The sequence below is a fragment of the Myceligenerans crystallogenes genome (assembly GCF_039529775.1).
Classification (GTDB): Bacteria; Actinomycetota; Actinomycetes; order Actinomycetales; family Cellulomonadaceae; genus Myceligenerans; species Myceligenerans crystallogenes.
Genome location: NZ_BAAANL010000008.1, coordinates 146,353 through 161,551 on the forward strand (window position 1 = coordinate 146,353; position 15,199 = coordinate 161,551).

A 15,199-nucleotide genomic window follows, 5' to 3' on the forward strand; every position below is an offset into this window, starting at 1 on the left:
GTCAGCGGCGGTCGGCGGGGTCGAGCGCCGGCACGGGCGTGCGCTGGACGATCTCGTCGACCAGCTGCTCCGGCGTCACGCCGCTCAGGCGCGACTCGGTGGTCTGGATGAGCCGGTGCGCGATGACGGGCCGGGCCAGCCGCTGCACGTCGTCGGGCAGCACGTGGTGGCGGCCGGACATCGCGGCCATCGCCTTGGCCGCCTTGAGCAGCTGCAGCGACGCCCGTGGCGACGCTCCCAGCTTCAGGCCCTGGTGCCCGCGCGTGGCGGTGACCAGCGAGAGCACGTAGCGCTTCACGGAGCTGGACGCGTACACCCCGCGGACCAGCGCGGCGTAGCGCAGCATGGACGCGCCGTCGGTGACCGGCTGCAGGTGACTCAGCGGCGTGGTGGCCTCCTGGCGCTCCAGCATGAGCAGCTCGGCGGCCAGGTCCGGGTAGCCCACGGTGATGCGGGCCATGAACCGGTCGCGCTGGGCCTCGGGCAGCGGGTAGGTGCCCTCCATCTCGACCGGGTTCTGCGTGGCGACCACCAGGAACGGGCGGGGGAGGGCGTGCGTCGTGCCGTCCACCGTCGTCTGCCCCTCCTCCATGCACTCCAGCAGCGCGGACTGCGTCTTGGGGGAGGCCCGGTTGATCTCGTCGCCGATCACGATGTTGCTGAACACCGGCCCGGCCCGGAACTCGAACTCGTGGGTGCCGCTGCGGAAGATGTTCACGCCGGTCAGGTCGCTGGGCAGGAGGTCCGGGGTGAACTGGATCCGGCCCACCTCGCAGTCGATGCTGCGGGCCAGCGCCTTGGCGAGGGTCGTCTTGCCGACGCCGGGCACGTCCTCCACCAGCAGGTGTCCCTCGGCGAGCAGCACGGCGATCGTGATGTCCGCGAGGCCGGGCCGGCCGGTCACGACGGACTCGATCGCGGCCCGCACCCGGCCCGTGGCCTCCACCAGCTCGGCGAGCTGCGGCGCGCCGTGCTGCACCGCGCCGCCGGGGTGGCCGTGCTGCGCGGGGTCACCGGGGTGGCCGTTGTGCGCGGGGTCGCCCGCCCGCGCCGGGACGTACAGGGGGACCACGCCCGCCGAGGTACGGACCGGCACCGGAGGCACCGGCCCCCCGGGACGGCCGTTCGGCTCGGGCGACTCGTACAGGCCCGGGGATCGGGGATCGTGCTGCACTGTCGTGAACCTCCGTGGGCCTGGGACATCTGGGGAGAAGCGCGTCCAGCCGGCACCGTGCGCGGGCTGTGTCCGATCAGCCTAATGCGTGTGACCGACGGCACGCCGGGCCCGTCCCGCGAAGACCCTGGGAGAGACGTGGGGAGGCACGGGAGAGCAGGCACCTCACCAGGTCGTCCTGACCGCCTCGTACCTCTCGTCGCTCGGCGGCACGTCCATCGTCTGCAGCGTGAAGCCCATGATGTCCGCGAACACCGGGGCCGCGACCTCGCCCCCGTAGATCGACGACTGCGGGGAGCGCAGGAACACCCCCACCGTGTACCGCGGGTCGTCCGCGGGCGCCACGCCCACGAAGCTCGCCATGTACGTCTGGTTCCCGTTCTCCAGCCACATCTGGGCCGTGCCGGTCTTGCCCGCCACCCGGTACCCGGGCACGTTCGCGTCGGCCGCGGTGCCCTCCTCGTCCGTCACGGCCTCGAGCATGTGCAGCAGCGTGCCGGCCGTGTCGGTCGAGATGACGCGGGTTCCCGCGGGCCGCTCGGCGGGGGTGTGCGTGCCCTCGGGCGTCGTCGTCCCGGCGAGGAGCGTGGGCGGGACCCGGATCCCGCCGTTGCCGACCGTGGAGAACACGCCCGTGGTCTGCATGGCGCTGACCGCCACGCCCTGCCCGAACAGGATGGTGTCCTTGGTCCGGTCGTCCCACTGCGACACGTCGTCCGGCGGCATCAGCCCGGCGGACTCACCGGCCAGGCCGAGCCCCGTCGGTTCGCCGAAACCGAACTTCTTCAGGTACTCCAGCCGCACGTCCAGCGGGATCCTCTCCCCGGCCATCACGGTCCCCACGTTCGACGACTCCGCGAGCACGCCCGCGAGCGTCAGCCGCTCGACCGCGTGCGGGTGCGAGTCGGAGAACGTCTGGCCGCTCGGTGCCGTCCACCGGTCCGGCACGGTGAACCGCGACGTCGGCTTCCACGCCCCGGTCTCCAGCGCCGCCGCCATGGTGATGACCTTCCCGGTCGAGCCGGGCTCGAAGACCGCCGTCACGGCGTTGGAGGGCTTGGCCACGGCCGCCGTGGTCCGGTCGTTCGGATCGGGCGCGTCGGAATCCGCCAGCGCGATGATCTCGCCGGTCAGCGTGTCCTGCACGACGGCGATGCCGTACGCGGCGCCCGTGGCGGCCTGGGCCTGGTCGATGGCGTCCTGCGCCTTCCACTGCACGTCCTGCACCAGCGTGAGGTGCACGTCCTGGCCCGGCACCGCCTCGACGTTCTCCTGCTCGGCGGTCGGGATGCGCAGCCCGTCGAGCGACCGCTCGTAGGTCTGCGACCCCGGGGTGCCCGCCAGGACGTCGTCGTACGCCGCCTCGACGCCCGCCACGCCCGACTGCTCGCCGTCGACGAACCCGAGCAGGCCCGCGCCCACCTTGCCCGCCGGGTAGGTCCGCTTGCTGACCAGCTCCGTGCGGATGTACGCGCGCAGCTCCAGCTCGGAGACGGCCCGCTGCGCGCGCGGCGCGACGTCCTTGGCGAGCACCACGTAGCGCGAGTCGCCGAGCAGCCGCGCGGCGAGCTCGGCCTGGGGCAGGTCCAGCAGCGGCCCGATGAGCTGCGCGATCCCCAGCGCACCGTCCTGCACGGGCTTGCCGCCGGCGTCCACGCGCCCGTCGCCGCGGAACCCCGCGATCGCGACCGGGTCGGCGATGACCGTGTACCGGTCCACGGACGTGGCCAGCACCACGCCGTTCGCGTCGGTGATGTCGCCGCGGTGCGCCGGGGTGACCGACGTCGCCAGCCGCGCCTCCTGGGCGTCGGCCGCCAGCGCCGGCCCCTCGATGACCTGCACCTGCACGAGCCGCACGACGTACGCCAGCACGATGATCGCGGTGAGCCCGATCAGCCACCGCTGCCGCACCTCGGGCCGTCCCGGTGGCGGCCGCACGGGCGTGTACCGGCGCCCCTGCAGGGGCGCCGCCCGCCGCGCGCCCGCCGAGCCGCGCTCGGGCGCGGCCTCCGAGCGCAGCCGCGACGGGGCCGTGGTCCGGCGCGCGGGCTTCCTGCGGGGCGCGGCCGTGCGCTTGCCCGACGCCGTCCTGCCCGTGGCGGCGGCGCGGCCGGCCGTCTTCTTGCCCGTGGCGGCGGAGCGGCCGGCCGCCGTCCTGCCCGTGGCGGCGGAGCCGGCTGTCCTCCTGCCCGGCTCGGGGGCGGCAGCGACCGGCTTCTTGCCCGGCGTGGCGGCGGGACCGGCCGTCTTCCTGGGTGCTGCGGCCCGGTCGCCGGTCTTCCGCGGCGTGGTCGTGCGCCCGGTCCGCGCGCCCGAGGCGCTCGGCTGCCCGGTGCGCCGCGCGGGCGCGCCCGCCCGCGTCGTCGCCTGCTTCTTCCCGTCCGACGACGACGCGGCGCGGGAGCGCCCTTCAGCTGCCCGCGTCACTTGCCCTTCCCCTGCACCACCCTGCCGGACTCGACCGACAGCATGGCCGGGTTCTCGGCCGGCACCATGCCGTACGAGCGTGCCGTGCGCGCGAGGTTCGCCTCGGCGTGCGCGATGTCCTCCTGCAGGCCCTGCACGTCCTGCGCGGTGCGGCCCACGTCGCTCTGCAGCCGCGCCATCTCGTACGACCCGCGGGCCAGCGTCGTGTTCAGCACGAGCGCGCCGACGAGCGCGCCGACCAGGATCGCCGCGCACAGCACGACGAACGGGATCTTGGAGCGCGCGTGCAGCGGCGCCCGGACCGACTCGAACCGGCGCCGCGTGCCCGCCCCGCCCTGGATCGCCTGGAGCGGCGGCCGGCGGTCCGCGGGGCGGTCGCCGGCTCGTGACGGGGTGCGGGCCGGTGCGGCCGAGGCCCTGGCGGATGCGGTGGCGGCGCTCATCGGCGGTCCTCCTTGCGCTGGGTGGTGCGGTGTCGCAGGTGGTCTGGGGTGGGGCGCAGCCGCCGCGCGGCACGCAGGCGCACCGACGCGGAACGGGGGTTGAGCTCCAGCTCCGCCTCGTCGGCGAGCTCCGCGCCGCGGGTCAGTGCCTCCAGGTAGGGCTTGTGGGTCTCGGGTTCGACGGGCAGGTCCGGCGGGGCCGACGACGTCGTCCCGCGGGCGAACTCCTGCTTGACGATGCGGTCCTCCAGGGAGTGGTACGACTCGACGACGATGCGACCGCCGACGGCCAGCGCCTCGACGGCCGCCGGGACGGCCCGCTCCAGCACCTCGATCTCGCCGTTCACCTCGATCCGCAGCGCCTGGAAGGTGCGCTTGGCGGGGTGACCGCCGGTCTTGCGGGTGGCGGCGGGGATCGTGGCGCGCAGCAGGTCGACCAGGTCGGCGGAGCGTTCCCAGGGCCCCTGCTGCTCGCGGCGCCGGACGATCGCGCGGGCGATCTTCGGCGCGAACCGCTCCTCGCCGTACACGCGCAGGATCCGGGCGAGCTCGCGCTCGCCGTACGTGTTGAGCACGTCCGCCGCGGTGGGCCCCCGCGTGGGGTCCATCCGCATGTCGAGCGGGGCGTCCTGGGCGTACGCGAAGCCGCGGTCCGTCTCGTCGAGCTGGAGCGAGCTGACGCCGAGGTCCATGAGCACGGCCTGCGCGGCGCCCGGGGTGGGCGAGGCGGCGGCGCGACCCCTGGTGTGCTCGGTGACGACGTCGCCGATCTCGTCGTAGACCGCGTGCACCGGCGTGAACCGGTCGCCGAACCGGGCCAGGCGCCGCGAGGCGAGCTCCAGGGCCTGCGGGTCACGGTCGATGCCGATGACGTGCGCGGTGGGGACCTGCTCGAGGACGCCCTCGGTGTGGCCGCCCATGCCGAGCGTGCAGTCGACGAGGATCGAGCCGGGCTCCGCCAGGGCCGGTGCGAGCAGGTCGACGCAGCGCTGCAGGAGGACGGGCAGGTGCCGGCCCGCGGCCTCCCCGCGCTCGTCGTGCGAGCCGTGGCGGCCCTTGTCCTGAACAGCGTTCATCATGTCCGTCCTCCTTCCGTTTCCGTGCCGTTCTCGTGGTGCACGTATTTCCTTGCTTTTGCTTGCGTGACGCGCACGACGCCGGTGTGGCGGGGTCGTCCGGTCAGGTCTCCCTCCGCGTTTCTGGCGCCGGGGAAGTGCGCCAGATGCCGCGGGAGGAGGCCTCACCGGACGGTTTTCCCGCAGCCGCCGGGCTCCGCCTGTTCCTCGCGTCGTCGCTACCGTCTCCGGCGGCGCTCGGAACCGGGTGACTCCCTAAATCCCTAGGTCCGTGATCGCTTCCGCGATCTCGGCGTAGCCCGCCTCCTTCTCCTGCGTGTACGTCTCCCAGGCGGTCGCGTCCCAGACCTCCACGCGAGTCCCGACGCCGATCACGACGACGTCGCGATCCAGCCCCGCGTACTCGCGCAGGGGAGCGGGAACCGACACCCGGCCCTGCTTGTCGGGCACCTCGTCCGAGGCGCTCGACAGGAACATCCGCAGGTAGTCGCGCGCCTGCTGGCTCGTCACCGGCGCGGAACGGACCTGCTCGTAGATCCGGCCGAACTCGTCCATCGGGAGCAGGAACAGGCACCGGTCCTGACCGCGGGTCATGACCAGGCCCCCGGCCAGGCGGCCCCGGAACTTGGCGGGAAGGATGAGCCGGCCCTTCTCGTCGAGCTTCGGGGTGAATGTCCCGAGCAGGAGGCCCAGGCCGGTGAACGTCCCATCAGGTGTCGCGTCCACGGCTTGCACCTCCCCTCGCACTCCCGTGGCCTCCACGCTACTCCACTTTGCTCCACAGGGCCTGAGAATTGATGACGTCAACTTGTACTTGTAATGCCAATGTGCAGGTCAAGAACAGAAACTCATGGTGGAGAAAAACCCCATCCCCGGCGTGCCGGGGATGGGGTTCTGTGCCAGTGGCGGTCGAGGTCAGGTCAGGGCGCGCCGCAGGTGGTGTCGTTGAGGGTGAAAGCGGAGGCAGACGGGGTGCGGCCCGCGGGCATCGTGGCCGTGAAGCCGACCGTGGCCGACTGGCCCGGGGCCAGCTTCGGGCTCCAGGACGGCGCCGCGGCCGTGACCGCCGTACCGGACTGGGTGACCGTGGCGCCCCAGCCGTTGGACAGCTGGATACCCTCACCGAATCTCCAGCCGGCCCGCCACGGGTCGACCGGCGCCGTGCTCCCGTTGGTCACGGTGACCTGGCCCTGGAAGCCGGTGCCCCAGGTGTTCACGACCGTGAACCGGGCCGTGCAGCCCGCGTCCGGGTCCGGTGTACCCGGGTCGCTCGGCGTCGGGGACGCGGTGGCGGTGGGGGACGGCGACGACGTCGGCCCGGTGGGGGACGGCGACGTCGTCGGCGAAGGGCTGACGGTCGGCGTGGGCGACGGCGACGGCGGGTTCCCCGTCGCGTCGCCCATGACGATCCCGCGCCCGTTCGTGCCCACGTACACGCGGCCCCACACGTCCGGGTCGCCGGTGAGGGTCTTCCCGGTCCAGGCGAACTGGTGCTCCGCGTCGTTGATGCGCACCCACGTGCTGCCGCCGTCGTCGGACCGGAACAGGCCGCGCACGCCGCCCACCTTGGCCGAGACGTACACGGCGGGGTGGCTCGCGCCGGGCGCGGCCCTGCCGAAGCCGACGGCGTCGGCCTCGTCGACGCCGGGCGCCCTCGTGAACGTGGTGCCGCCGTCGGTCGAGCGCCACAGCCCGTACGCGCTGCCGTCCTCGCTCCCGGCGAGGAAGATCTCGCCGGCGCGGCCCGGGACCGCCCCGAAGTTCACGTCGCCGGTCGGCAGGCCGGTGGCCGGCGAGGCGGTGAACGTGGTGCCCCCGTCCGTGGACCGGTAGAACGTCCCGGCGGCCACGGCGTAGAAGCGCTGCGGGTCCGAGCGGTCCGCCTCGACGCGTGCGCCGGCCGGGACGCCGGACGACGCCGTCCAGCTCGACCCGAGCGTCGTCGACACGTGCACGCCGGCGCCCGCCGGGCTCCACAGGATGCGCGAGCCGTCCGCGTTCACCGCGACCGTGCCCGGCCCCGTGACGCCCGCGGGCTCCTGCCCGGCCCACCAGGAGCCGCCGCTCGAGGTCGAGACGCCGAGGTGACCGCCCGCGGCCTCGGAGTTCCCGACGCGGACCATCGTGGCCGGCTTCTCCTGGGCGAAGTCCACGCCGAGCACGCCCGTCTGGTACGGCTGCGTGTACTGGAAGCTGCCCGGCACCCGGGTGACGTCGTCGTGCACGAAGCCGCCGATGTCATACATGCCGGAGATGAGGTCGACGTCGCCGGGCGGGGCGGCGAGGTCCTGGACCGCGGTCTCCTCGATGCCCTGGGCGCGCACGCCGATCCTGACCGTGCCGCCGGTGTCCCAGGCGGTGAGGTTCTCGCCGCCGTAGACGGTGGCGCCGGTGCCGTAGAGGAAGTCGTCCGAGTCGAACGGGTCGATCTCGAAGGACTCCGTCATCCAGCCGAGCTTCGGGCTGGCCTCGGGCGGGGCGGCCTGCTTGCCGAAGTCGAGCCACGGCGCGCCGGAGTGGTCGAGGGAGTACCTGAGGGTGCGCGCCGGGTAGCCCGCCCACTCCCAGATGGGGGACCAGGTCGCGCCGCGGTCGGTGGACCGGTAGATCTGGATGTCCGGGTACCAGGAGATCTGGCTCACGACCATGATCGTGTCCGGGTCCTGGCGGTCGATCGTCAGGCCGGAGTAGCCGAAGTAGGCGTCGGGGCTCGTGGAGGGGACGGGGCTGATGTTCGTCCACGTGCCCGTGCCGGTGTCCATCCGCCAGACGTCGCCCTTGGCGCCGTCGTACGGGCCACCGGTGTCCGACGTCGCCAGGTAGAGCTGGCCGCCGGCGGTGTCCAGGACGGCCTTGTGCGGGACGAAGCCCGTGGGCTGCCCGGCCACGCGCTGCCAGGTGGCTCCGGCGTCGGTGGAGCGGTAGAGGTTGTTCTCCTTGTCGGCGACGCCCACGTAGATCGTGCGGGACGGCGAGCCCGCCGCGGCGCCGGCGGCGTCGTACTTGACCCACAGGACGCCCTGGTTCGAGGTGAGGTAGTCGCCTGTGTCGTCCGGGTCGGCGACGTAGTTGCCGGGGTTCGGGAAGCTCGCGACCTTCGCCCAGGTGGCCCCGGCGTTCGTGGACCGCCACAGGCCGTTGCCGGACTCGGTGCCGAGGTAGAGGGTGTCGGGGTCGTTGGGGTCGACGGTCAGGCGCTCGCCCATGCCGCGGCCCGGCATGTTGCCGCCCACCTTGAACGGCAGGTCGGTCCTCGTCCAGGTCTCGCCCTTGTCGGCGCTGCGCAGGACGGCGCCGTTGTTCGGGTCCCAGCCGTTGGTGTAGGAGCCGACGACGGCGTACACGCGGGAGGCGTCCGACGGATCGGGTGCGATCGACAGGACGCCGCTGTGGCCCCAGTCGGTCCAGCCGACGTGGTCGAGGAGCGGGACCCAGCGGGTGGATCCCGGGTCGCGGCGGTAGGCGCCGCCGACGTCGGTCCTGGCGTAGACGAGCCCCTGCTGCGCCTCGCTGTAGACGATGCCGGGCACGAAGCCGCCGCCGACGATCTCGACGTTGCCCCATTCGTACGTCTCGGCGGCGGCCTGCGCGGCCGCGGGAACTGCTGCGGGGGCGGAGCCCGGAAGGCGCTCCGCCGCGTTGCTCGCCGCGGCCGCCCCCAGCCCGGTCGCGGCGAGACCGAACCCTGCGAGGGCTGCGATCACTGGCCGGAATCTCATCCGTGGTCACCTCTTCGTGATGGTGGTCGGGGCCGCGCGTCACCGCCCGGCACCCGGCGGGGCACGACCTCGTGCCCGGCGGGCGACAGGCTATTGAAGCGCTTCGACGATGGATAGCTCCTAATCGCTTAAGCGCTTCATGAGGGCGGCCGGGCCCGGTCCGGGGCCGACGCCCGCCGAGGTGCGGGCAGGGTGACGATCCCGCGTGCGCCGCGCGGCTGCGTACGGCATCCAGCCGTCCAGACGGTAGGTTCTACCTCGTGACATCCCCGCACTCCCGGATCCGCCCGGCCGCCGTGACACCACGCCGGGTGAGCGACCTGGCGGCGGCTCTCGGGGCGCAGGTTCCCGCGGCGGACGCCGGGGTGACCGGCGTCGCCTCCGACAACCGCGCGGTCCAGCCCGGCGATCTCTTCGTGGCCCTGCCCGGCGCCCGCGTGCACGGCGCACGGTTCGCCGCCGATGCCGTCGCCCGCGGCGCGAGCGCCGTCCTCACGGACGCCGCCGGCGTCGAGGAGCTGGCCGCGCAAGGCGTCCCGTTCCACGCGGCGCCGGCGTCCGGCGTGACAGCCGCCGCCGCGACTGGTGCCGCCGCGACTGGCGCCGCTGTGTCCGGTGCCGCCGCGTCCGGTACCGCCGCGTCCGGTGGCGACGAGCCCGGCGGCGCTGGCACGGGTGCGCCCGCGGTCCCCGTCGTCGTCGTGCCCGATCCGCGGACCGCGGCCGGGCCCGCCGCCGCCCACGTGTACGGGTCGCCCGCCGAGAGCCTCGCCACGTTCGGCCTGACCGGCACCAACGGCAAGACGACCACCACCTACCAGCTCGACCACCTGCTGCGGGGGATCGGGCACAAGGGCGGGCTCGTCGGCACGGTGGAGACCCGCTCCGGCGACCGTGTGCTGCCCAGCGTGCTGACCACGCCCGAGGCCGCCGACCTGCAGGCGGTCCTCGCCGCCATGGTCGAGGACGGCGTCGACTCGCTCGCGATGGAGGTCTCCTCGCACGCCATCGCGCAGCACCGCGTCGACGGCATCGTGTACGACGTCGCCGGGTTCACCAACCTCACCCAGGATCACCTCGACTTCCACGGCGACCTGGAGTCCTACTTCGCCGTCAAGGCCGAGCTGTTCACGCCCGCGCGCTCGCGGCGCGGCGTCGTCGTCGTCGACGACGAGCACGGCGTGGCCCTGGCGAAGCGCGCCGAGGTGCCGGTGGCCACGCTGTCCACCGGGACCGGCGTCCGCCCGCTCGACGACTCCGCGGACTGGACCGTCTCGGACGTCGCGCCCGACGGCACCGGCTCCGCCTTCACGCTGACCCACGCCGACGGCCGCAGCCTGCGCACGCGCACCTCGCTGCCCGGCGGCTACAACGTCGCCAACGCGGCGCTCGCCGTGGTCATGGTGCTGGAGTCCGGCGCGCCGTTCGACGCCGTCGCCGGCGCGCTCGCCCGGATCGACGGCCTCGCCGCCACCGTGCCCGGCCGCATGGAGGTGCTGGCGAGCCGCCCGCGCGTCGTCGTCGACTTCGCGCACAACACCGAGGCGCTGGAACTGGCGCTCGCCGCGCTGCGGCCCACCACGGCCGGCAGGCTGTCGGTCGTCTTCGGCGCCACCGGCGACCGCGACCCCGGCAAGCGCCCGTTCATGGGAGCCGCCGCCGTGCGCGGCGCCGACGTCGTCGTCGTGACCGACGACGACCCCCACGGCGAGGACCGCGCGAGCGTCCGCAAGGCCGTCCTGGACGGCGCCCACGAGGCGCTGGCGGAGGACGGCACCACCGTCGAGATCACCGAGATCGCCGACCGCGCCGCGGCCATCGCCCACGCCGTCGCCGCGGCCGACGACGACGACACCGTCCTCGTCGCGGGCCGCGGCCACGAGACGATCCAGGAGATCGCAGGCGAGGACCACCTCCTGGACGACCGCGAGGAGGCCCGCGCGGCGCTCGCGGCCCGGCAGGCAGAAATCGCGGAACAGGCGGAACTCGCGCAAGATCGCGCTCTCACGCGCGATTTCCGCCTGACGACCGACCACACCGCGGTCGATCCCGAAAGGACCAACTGAGAATGATCGAGCTGACTGCGGCGGACGTCGCCGCAGCCACAGGGGGCACGCTGCACGGCGACCCGGAGCTGAGGATCGCGGGGCCGGTGATCACCGACTCGCGCAAGGCCGAGCCGGGGTCGCTGTTCGTCGCCTGGGAGGGCGAGTCCGCGGACGGGCACGCGTTCGTGCCGTCCGCCGTGGAGGCGGGCGCCGTCGCGGTGCTCGCGGCGCGCGAGCTGCCGGACGCGGGCGTGCCCGTGATCGTGACCGACGACCCGCAGCGCGCGCTCGGCGACCTCGCCCGCCACGTGCTGGCGCGGGTCCGCGCGGCGAACCCCGGCCTGCGGGTCGTGGGCATCACCGGCTCGGTCGGCAAGACCACCACGAAGGACCTGCTCGGCGCGCTGCTCGGCCCCGAGGGCCCCACGATCGTGCCCGCCGGCTCCCTGAACAACGAGGTCGGGCTGCCGCTGACCGTGCTGCGCGTCACCCCGGACACCCGTTACCTGGTGCTCGAGATGGGCGCCGACGGCCCCGGCAACATCGCGTACCTCACCTCGATCGCGCCGCCCGACGCCGGCGTCGTGCTCGCCGTGGGCGTCGCGCACGTCGGCAAGTTCGGCGGCGTCGAGCAGATCGCGCGGACCAAGGGCGAGATGGCCGAGGGCACCCGCCCGGGCGGCGTCGTCGTCCTGAACGCCGACGACATGCGCGTCGCGGCCATGGCCGGCCGCGTCGACCGCGCCGCCGGGACCGCGGTCGTCACCTTCGGGACCATCCCGTCCGCCGACGTCCGCGCCCAGGACATCACCCTCGGCAAGGACGGCCGCGCGTCGTTCACGCTCCGCGTGAACCGTTCGGTGACGAGCGGGACGTCCGACGACGCCGGGTCGGCCGCGGCTGTGGCGGACGAGCGTGTGGGGTCGGCCGCGGTTGTGGCGGACGACGGCGCAGGGTCGGCCGCTACCGTGGCCGACGACGCCGGGTCCGTCGCGACCGTGGCAGGCGACGGCGCGGGCGCCCCGGCGTCGTCGTCGGACAGCGCGAACGCGGCGACCGAGACCCCGGTGACCCTCGCCCTCGTGGGCGAGCACCACGTGTCGAACGCGCTCGCCGCGACCACCGTCGCGCTGCGGCTCGGGCTGGCGCCCGCGACCATCGCGGAGCGCCTTGCCGGCGCCGGTCCCGCCAGCCCGCACCGGATGGCCGTCACCGAGCGGCCGGACGGCATCACCGTCATCGACGACGCCTACAACGCCAACCCCGACTCGATGCGCGCCGGGCTGAAGGCGCTCGCGGTCATGGCCGGGCGCGAGCGGCGTTCCGTGGCCGTGCTCGGCGAGATGCGGGAGCTGGGGGACGACTCGCGCGTGGCGCACCACGACGTGGGCCTGCTGGCGGTGCGGCTCAACATCAAGCTTCTCGTCGTCGTCGGCGACGGGGCCTATCACATTCACGAGGGAGCAACTCAGGAAGGTTCCTGGGGGGAGGAGACGGTGTTCGTGCCGGACATCGAACAGGCGGCGCACTTCCTGGACGGCGAGCTCCGTCCGGGTGACGTGGTGCTCGTCAAGTCGTCGCTGGGGTCGGGGCTGTGGCGCCTGGGCGACCATCTCGCCGGGACCGGCGAGGCCATCGCGACGGCGGGTCAGGAGGCCGTTCAGTGATCGCGATCCTGGTCAGCGCCGCGGCGGCGCTGGTCGTGTCGCTGTTCGGCACGCCGCTGTTCATCAAGTTCCTCGTCCGCAAGAACTACGGGCAGTTCGTCCGTCAGGACGGGCCCACCGGCCACTTCACCAAGCGCGGCACGCCGCAGATGGGCGGCGTGGTCATCATCGGCGGCACCCTGGTGGGGGTCGCCGCGTCCATGGTGGTCAGCCAGCGCCTGCCGAGCGTCTCGGCGCTGCTGTGCCTCTACCTCATGGTGGGCCTGGGCCTGGTCGGGTTCCTCGACGACTTCACCAAGATCCGCAAGCAGCGCTCGCTCGGCCTGACCGCCAAGCAGAAGCTGTTCGGGCAGGGCTTCATCGGCATCTCGTTCGCCGTGCTCGCCCTGCAGTTCCCGAACGAGAACTCCCGTACGCCCGCGTCCACGAAGATCTCCTTCCTGCGCGACACGGACCTGGACCTCGCCCTCTTCGGCAGCATGACGGTCGGCCTGATCCTGTTCGTCGTCTGGGCGAACCTGCTGATCTCCGCCTGGTCCAACGCGGTCAACATCACCGACGGCCTCGACGGCCTGGCCACCGGCGCCTCCCTCATCACGTTCGGCGCGTACGTGCTGGTCGGCGTGTGGCAGCTGAACCAGTCCTGCCAGCGGCTCGCCGCGGCGGGCCCGAGTTGCTACGAGGTGCGCGACCCGCAGGACCTCGCGATCATCGCCGCGGCCGTGATGGGCGCGTGCTTCGGCTTCCTGTGGTGGAACGCCAACCCCGCCAAGATCTTCATGGGCGACACCGGCTCGCTGGCCCTCGGCGGCGCGTTCGCCGGCCTGTCGATCCTGTCCCGCACCGAGCTGCTCTCGGTGATCATCGGCGGCCTGTTCGTCATCATCGTCGCCTCGGTGCCGATCCAGATCGGTTCGCTCAAGCTGACGGGCAAGCGCGCGTTCAAGATGGCGCCGCTGCACCACCACTTCGAGCTGTCCGGCTGGGGCGAGGTGACGATCGTCATCCGCTTCTGGCTCATCGCGGGCCTGTTCGCGGCCCTCGGCATGGGCATCTTCTACGCGGAATGGGTGGTGTCGTGACCGACTTCGGCGCCGCGGCTCCCGCGCCGCGGGGTGGTGCTTCCGGTGCCGGGGTGGAGTCGCCGGTCCCGCTGGCGGAGGCGCGCGTCGTCGTGGCCGGCTACGGGGTCACGGGGCGAGCGGTCGCGGCGGCCCTGGCGGGCCGTGCCGCGTCGGTCGTGACGGTCGACGCGCGGGCCGACGACGCCGATGTGCGGCTCGCGGGTGATCTCTCCGCGGACGACGACGCCGTTGCCGGGCTCGTGCACGACGCCGACCTGGTGGTGGCCTCGCCCGGGTGGGCGCCGTCGTCCCCGCTGCTCGTCGCCGCGGAGCGCGCCGGCGTGCCGATCTGGAGCGAGATCGAGCTGGCCTGGCGGCTGCGGGCCGACCGGGCGTCGTCGCCCGGCGACGGCGCCGGGCGCGGCCCCGCGCCCTGGCTCTGCGTGACCGGGACCAACGGCAAGACGACGACCGTCGAGATGCTGGACTCGATCCTGCGGGCGGCCGGGCTGCGCTCGGCGGCGGTCGGGAACGTGGGACGCCCCGCGATCGAGGCGGCGCTCGACCCGGAGCTCGACGTGCTGGCGGTGGAGCTGTCCAGCTTCCAGCTGCACTACACGCACACGATGTCCGCGCAGGCGGCCGCGGTGCTCAACGTCGCGCCGGACCACCTCGACTGGCACGGCTCACTGGACGCCTACGCGGCGGACAAGGGCCGGATCTACGAGCGCGCGCAGGTCGCCTGCGTGTACAACCGGGCGGACAAGCGCACCGAGGGCCTGGTGCGCGAGGCCGAGGTCATCGAGGGGGCGCTCGCCGTGGGGTTCGCGGCGGGCACGCCGGGACCGGGCGACGTCGGGCTGGTCGACGACGTCCTCGTGGACCGTGCGTTCCACCTGCCCGTCGGTGACCGGCAACGTCAGAAGAGCGCCGCCGAGCTCGGTACCCTCGCCGACCTGGAGCACCTCGCCGGGGGCGGCGTCCCGCCCGCGCATGTCGTGACCAACGCACTGGCCGCGGCCGCGCTGGCCAGGGCGCACGGAGTGCCGGCGGCGGCGGTGCGCGACGGGCTGCGCGCCTTCACCCCGGGCGACCACCGGATCCAGCGGATCGCGGACCTGGACGGCGTCGCCTACGTCAACGACTCCAAGGCGACCAACGCCCACGCGGCCTCCGCCTCGCTGGCCGGCTTCCCGCACGGCACGGTCGTGTGGATCGCGGGCGGCCTGGCCAAGGGCGCGGAGTTCGGCGAACTGGTCGCGGCGCGCGCGGACCGGCTGCGCGCGGCCGTCGTGATCGGGGCCGATGCCGCGCCGATCACGGGCGCCCTGGAGCGCCACGCAGCCGGGGTCCCCGTGGCGCGCGTCGATCCGGACGATGCCGCCACGGTCATGCAGCGCGCGGTGGCCGCAGCCCGCGACCTGGCCGAGCCGGGCGACACGGTCCTGCTGGCCCCGGCCGGGGCGTCGATGGACCAGTTCACCTCCTACAGGCACCGCGGTGAGGCGTTTGCCGCCGCGGTGCGGGACCTGGCCGCCTCGTCCTGACGTTCCCGCCCCGGCGCGCGGCCTCCGCGGCCGG

At 73.9% G+C, this 15,199-nt stretch carries 10 protein-coding genes; 4 read left to right on the forward strand and 6 right to left on the reverse strand.

All coding sequences use genetic code 11. The annotated features are described in order from the left end of the window. Position 1 precedes the first annotated feature (1 nt). The 6 genes from ABD208_RS17880 to ABD208_RS17905 all read right to left on the reverse strand — a co-directional run bounded on the left by ABD208_RS17880 (position 2) and on the right by ABD208_RS17905 (position 8,839). Complete coding sequence (locus ABD208_RS17880) at positions 2-979, reverse strand: AAA family ATPase (RefSeq protein ID WP_344105765.1); 978 nt, start codon at positions 977-979, stop codon at positions 2-4. A 360-nt stretch (positions 980-1,339) separates the two neighbouring features. Continuing rightward, complete coding sequence (locus ABD208_RS17885) at positions 1,340-3,601, reverse strand: penicillin-binding transpeptidase domain-containing protein (protein WP_344105572.1); 2,262 nt, start codon at positions 3,599-3,601, stop codon at positions 1,340-1,342. Beyond that, on the reverse strand, positions 3,598-4,044 hold the full coding sequence (ftsL, locus tag ABD208_RS17890; protein WP_344105574.1) for a cell division protein FtsL: 447 nt from the start codon (positions 4,042-4,044) through the stop codon (positions 3,598-3,600). Before ftsL ends, ABD208_RS17885 begins: the two co-directional genes overlap by 4 nt. Next, complete coding sequence (rsmH, locus tag ABD208_RS17895; protein WP_344105576.1) at positions 4,041-5,123, reverse strand: 16S rRNA (cytosine(1402)-N(4))-methyltransferase RsmH; 1,083 nt, start codon at positions 5,121-5,123, stop codon at positions 4,041-4,043. The genes ftsL and rsmH overlap by 4 nt, the downstream gene beginning before the upstream one ends. Before the next feature lie 252 nt (positions 5,124-5,375). Beyond that, on the reverse strand, positions 5,376-5,813 hold the full coding sequence (mraZ, locus tag ABD208_RS17900) for a division/cell wall cluster transcriptional repressor MraZ (protein WP_344105767.1): 438 nt from the start codon (positions 5,811-5,813) through the stop codon (positions 5,376-5,378). A 227-nt stretch (positions 5,814-6,040) separates the two neighbouring features. Further along, the gene (locus tag ABD208_RS17905; RefSeq protein WP_344105578.1) at positions 6,041-8,839 is read right to left on the reverse strand and encodes a cellulose binding domain-containing protein; all 2,799 of its coding nucleotides are present in this window, start codon (positions 8,837-8,839) and stop codon (positions 6,041-6,043) included. A gap of 260 nt (positions 8,840-9,099) precedes the next feature. Here ABD208_RS17905 and ABD208_RS17910 point away from each other — a divergent pair, with 260 nt between their 5' ends. From ABD208_RS17910 to murD, 4 genes are read left to right on the forward strand one after another with little or no spacing between them, the layout of a single operon-like run. Continuing rightward, positions 9,100-10,905, forward strand: coding sequence for a Mur ligase family protein (locus ABD208_RS17910; RefSeq protein ID WP_344105581.1), 1,806 nt, complete (start codon positions 9,100-9,102; stop codon positions 10,903-10,905). 2 nt (positions 10,906-10,907) lie between these two features. Then, positions 10,908-12,554: a UDP-N-acetylmuramoyl-tripeptide--D-alanyl-D-alanine ligase gene (locus ABD208_RS17915; protein ID WP_344105584.1), complete on the forward strand. Its 1,647-nt coding sequence runs from the start codon at positions 10,908-10,910 to the stop codon at positions 12,552-12,554. Further along, complete coding sequence (mraY, locus tag ABD208_RS17920; RefSeq protein WP_344105586.1) at positions 12,551-13,636, forward strand: phospho-N-acetylmuramoyl-pentapeptide-transferase; 1,086 nt, start codon at positions 12,551-12,553, stop codon at positions 13,634-13,636. The genes ABD208_RS17915 and mraY overlap by 4 nt, the downstream gene beginning before the upstream one ends. Further along, the gene (gene murD, locus ABD208_RS17925) at positions 13,621-15,165 is read left to right on the forward strand and encodes a UDP-N-acetylmuramoyl-L-alanine--D-glutamate ligase (protein WP_344105588.1); all 1,545 of its coding nucleotides are present in this window, start codon (positions 13,621-13,623) and stop codon (positions 15,163-15,165) included. The genes mraY and murD overlap by 16 nt, the downstream gene beginning before the upstream one ends. The last annotated feature ends 34 nt before the right edge of the window (positions 15,166-15,199 follow it).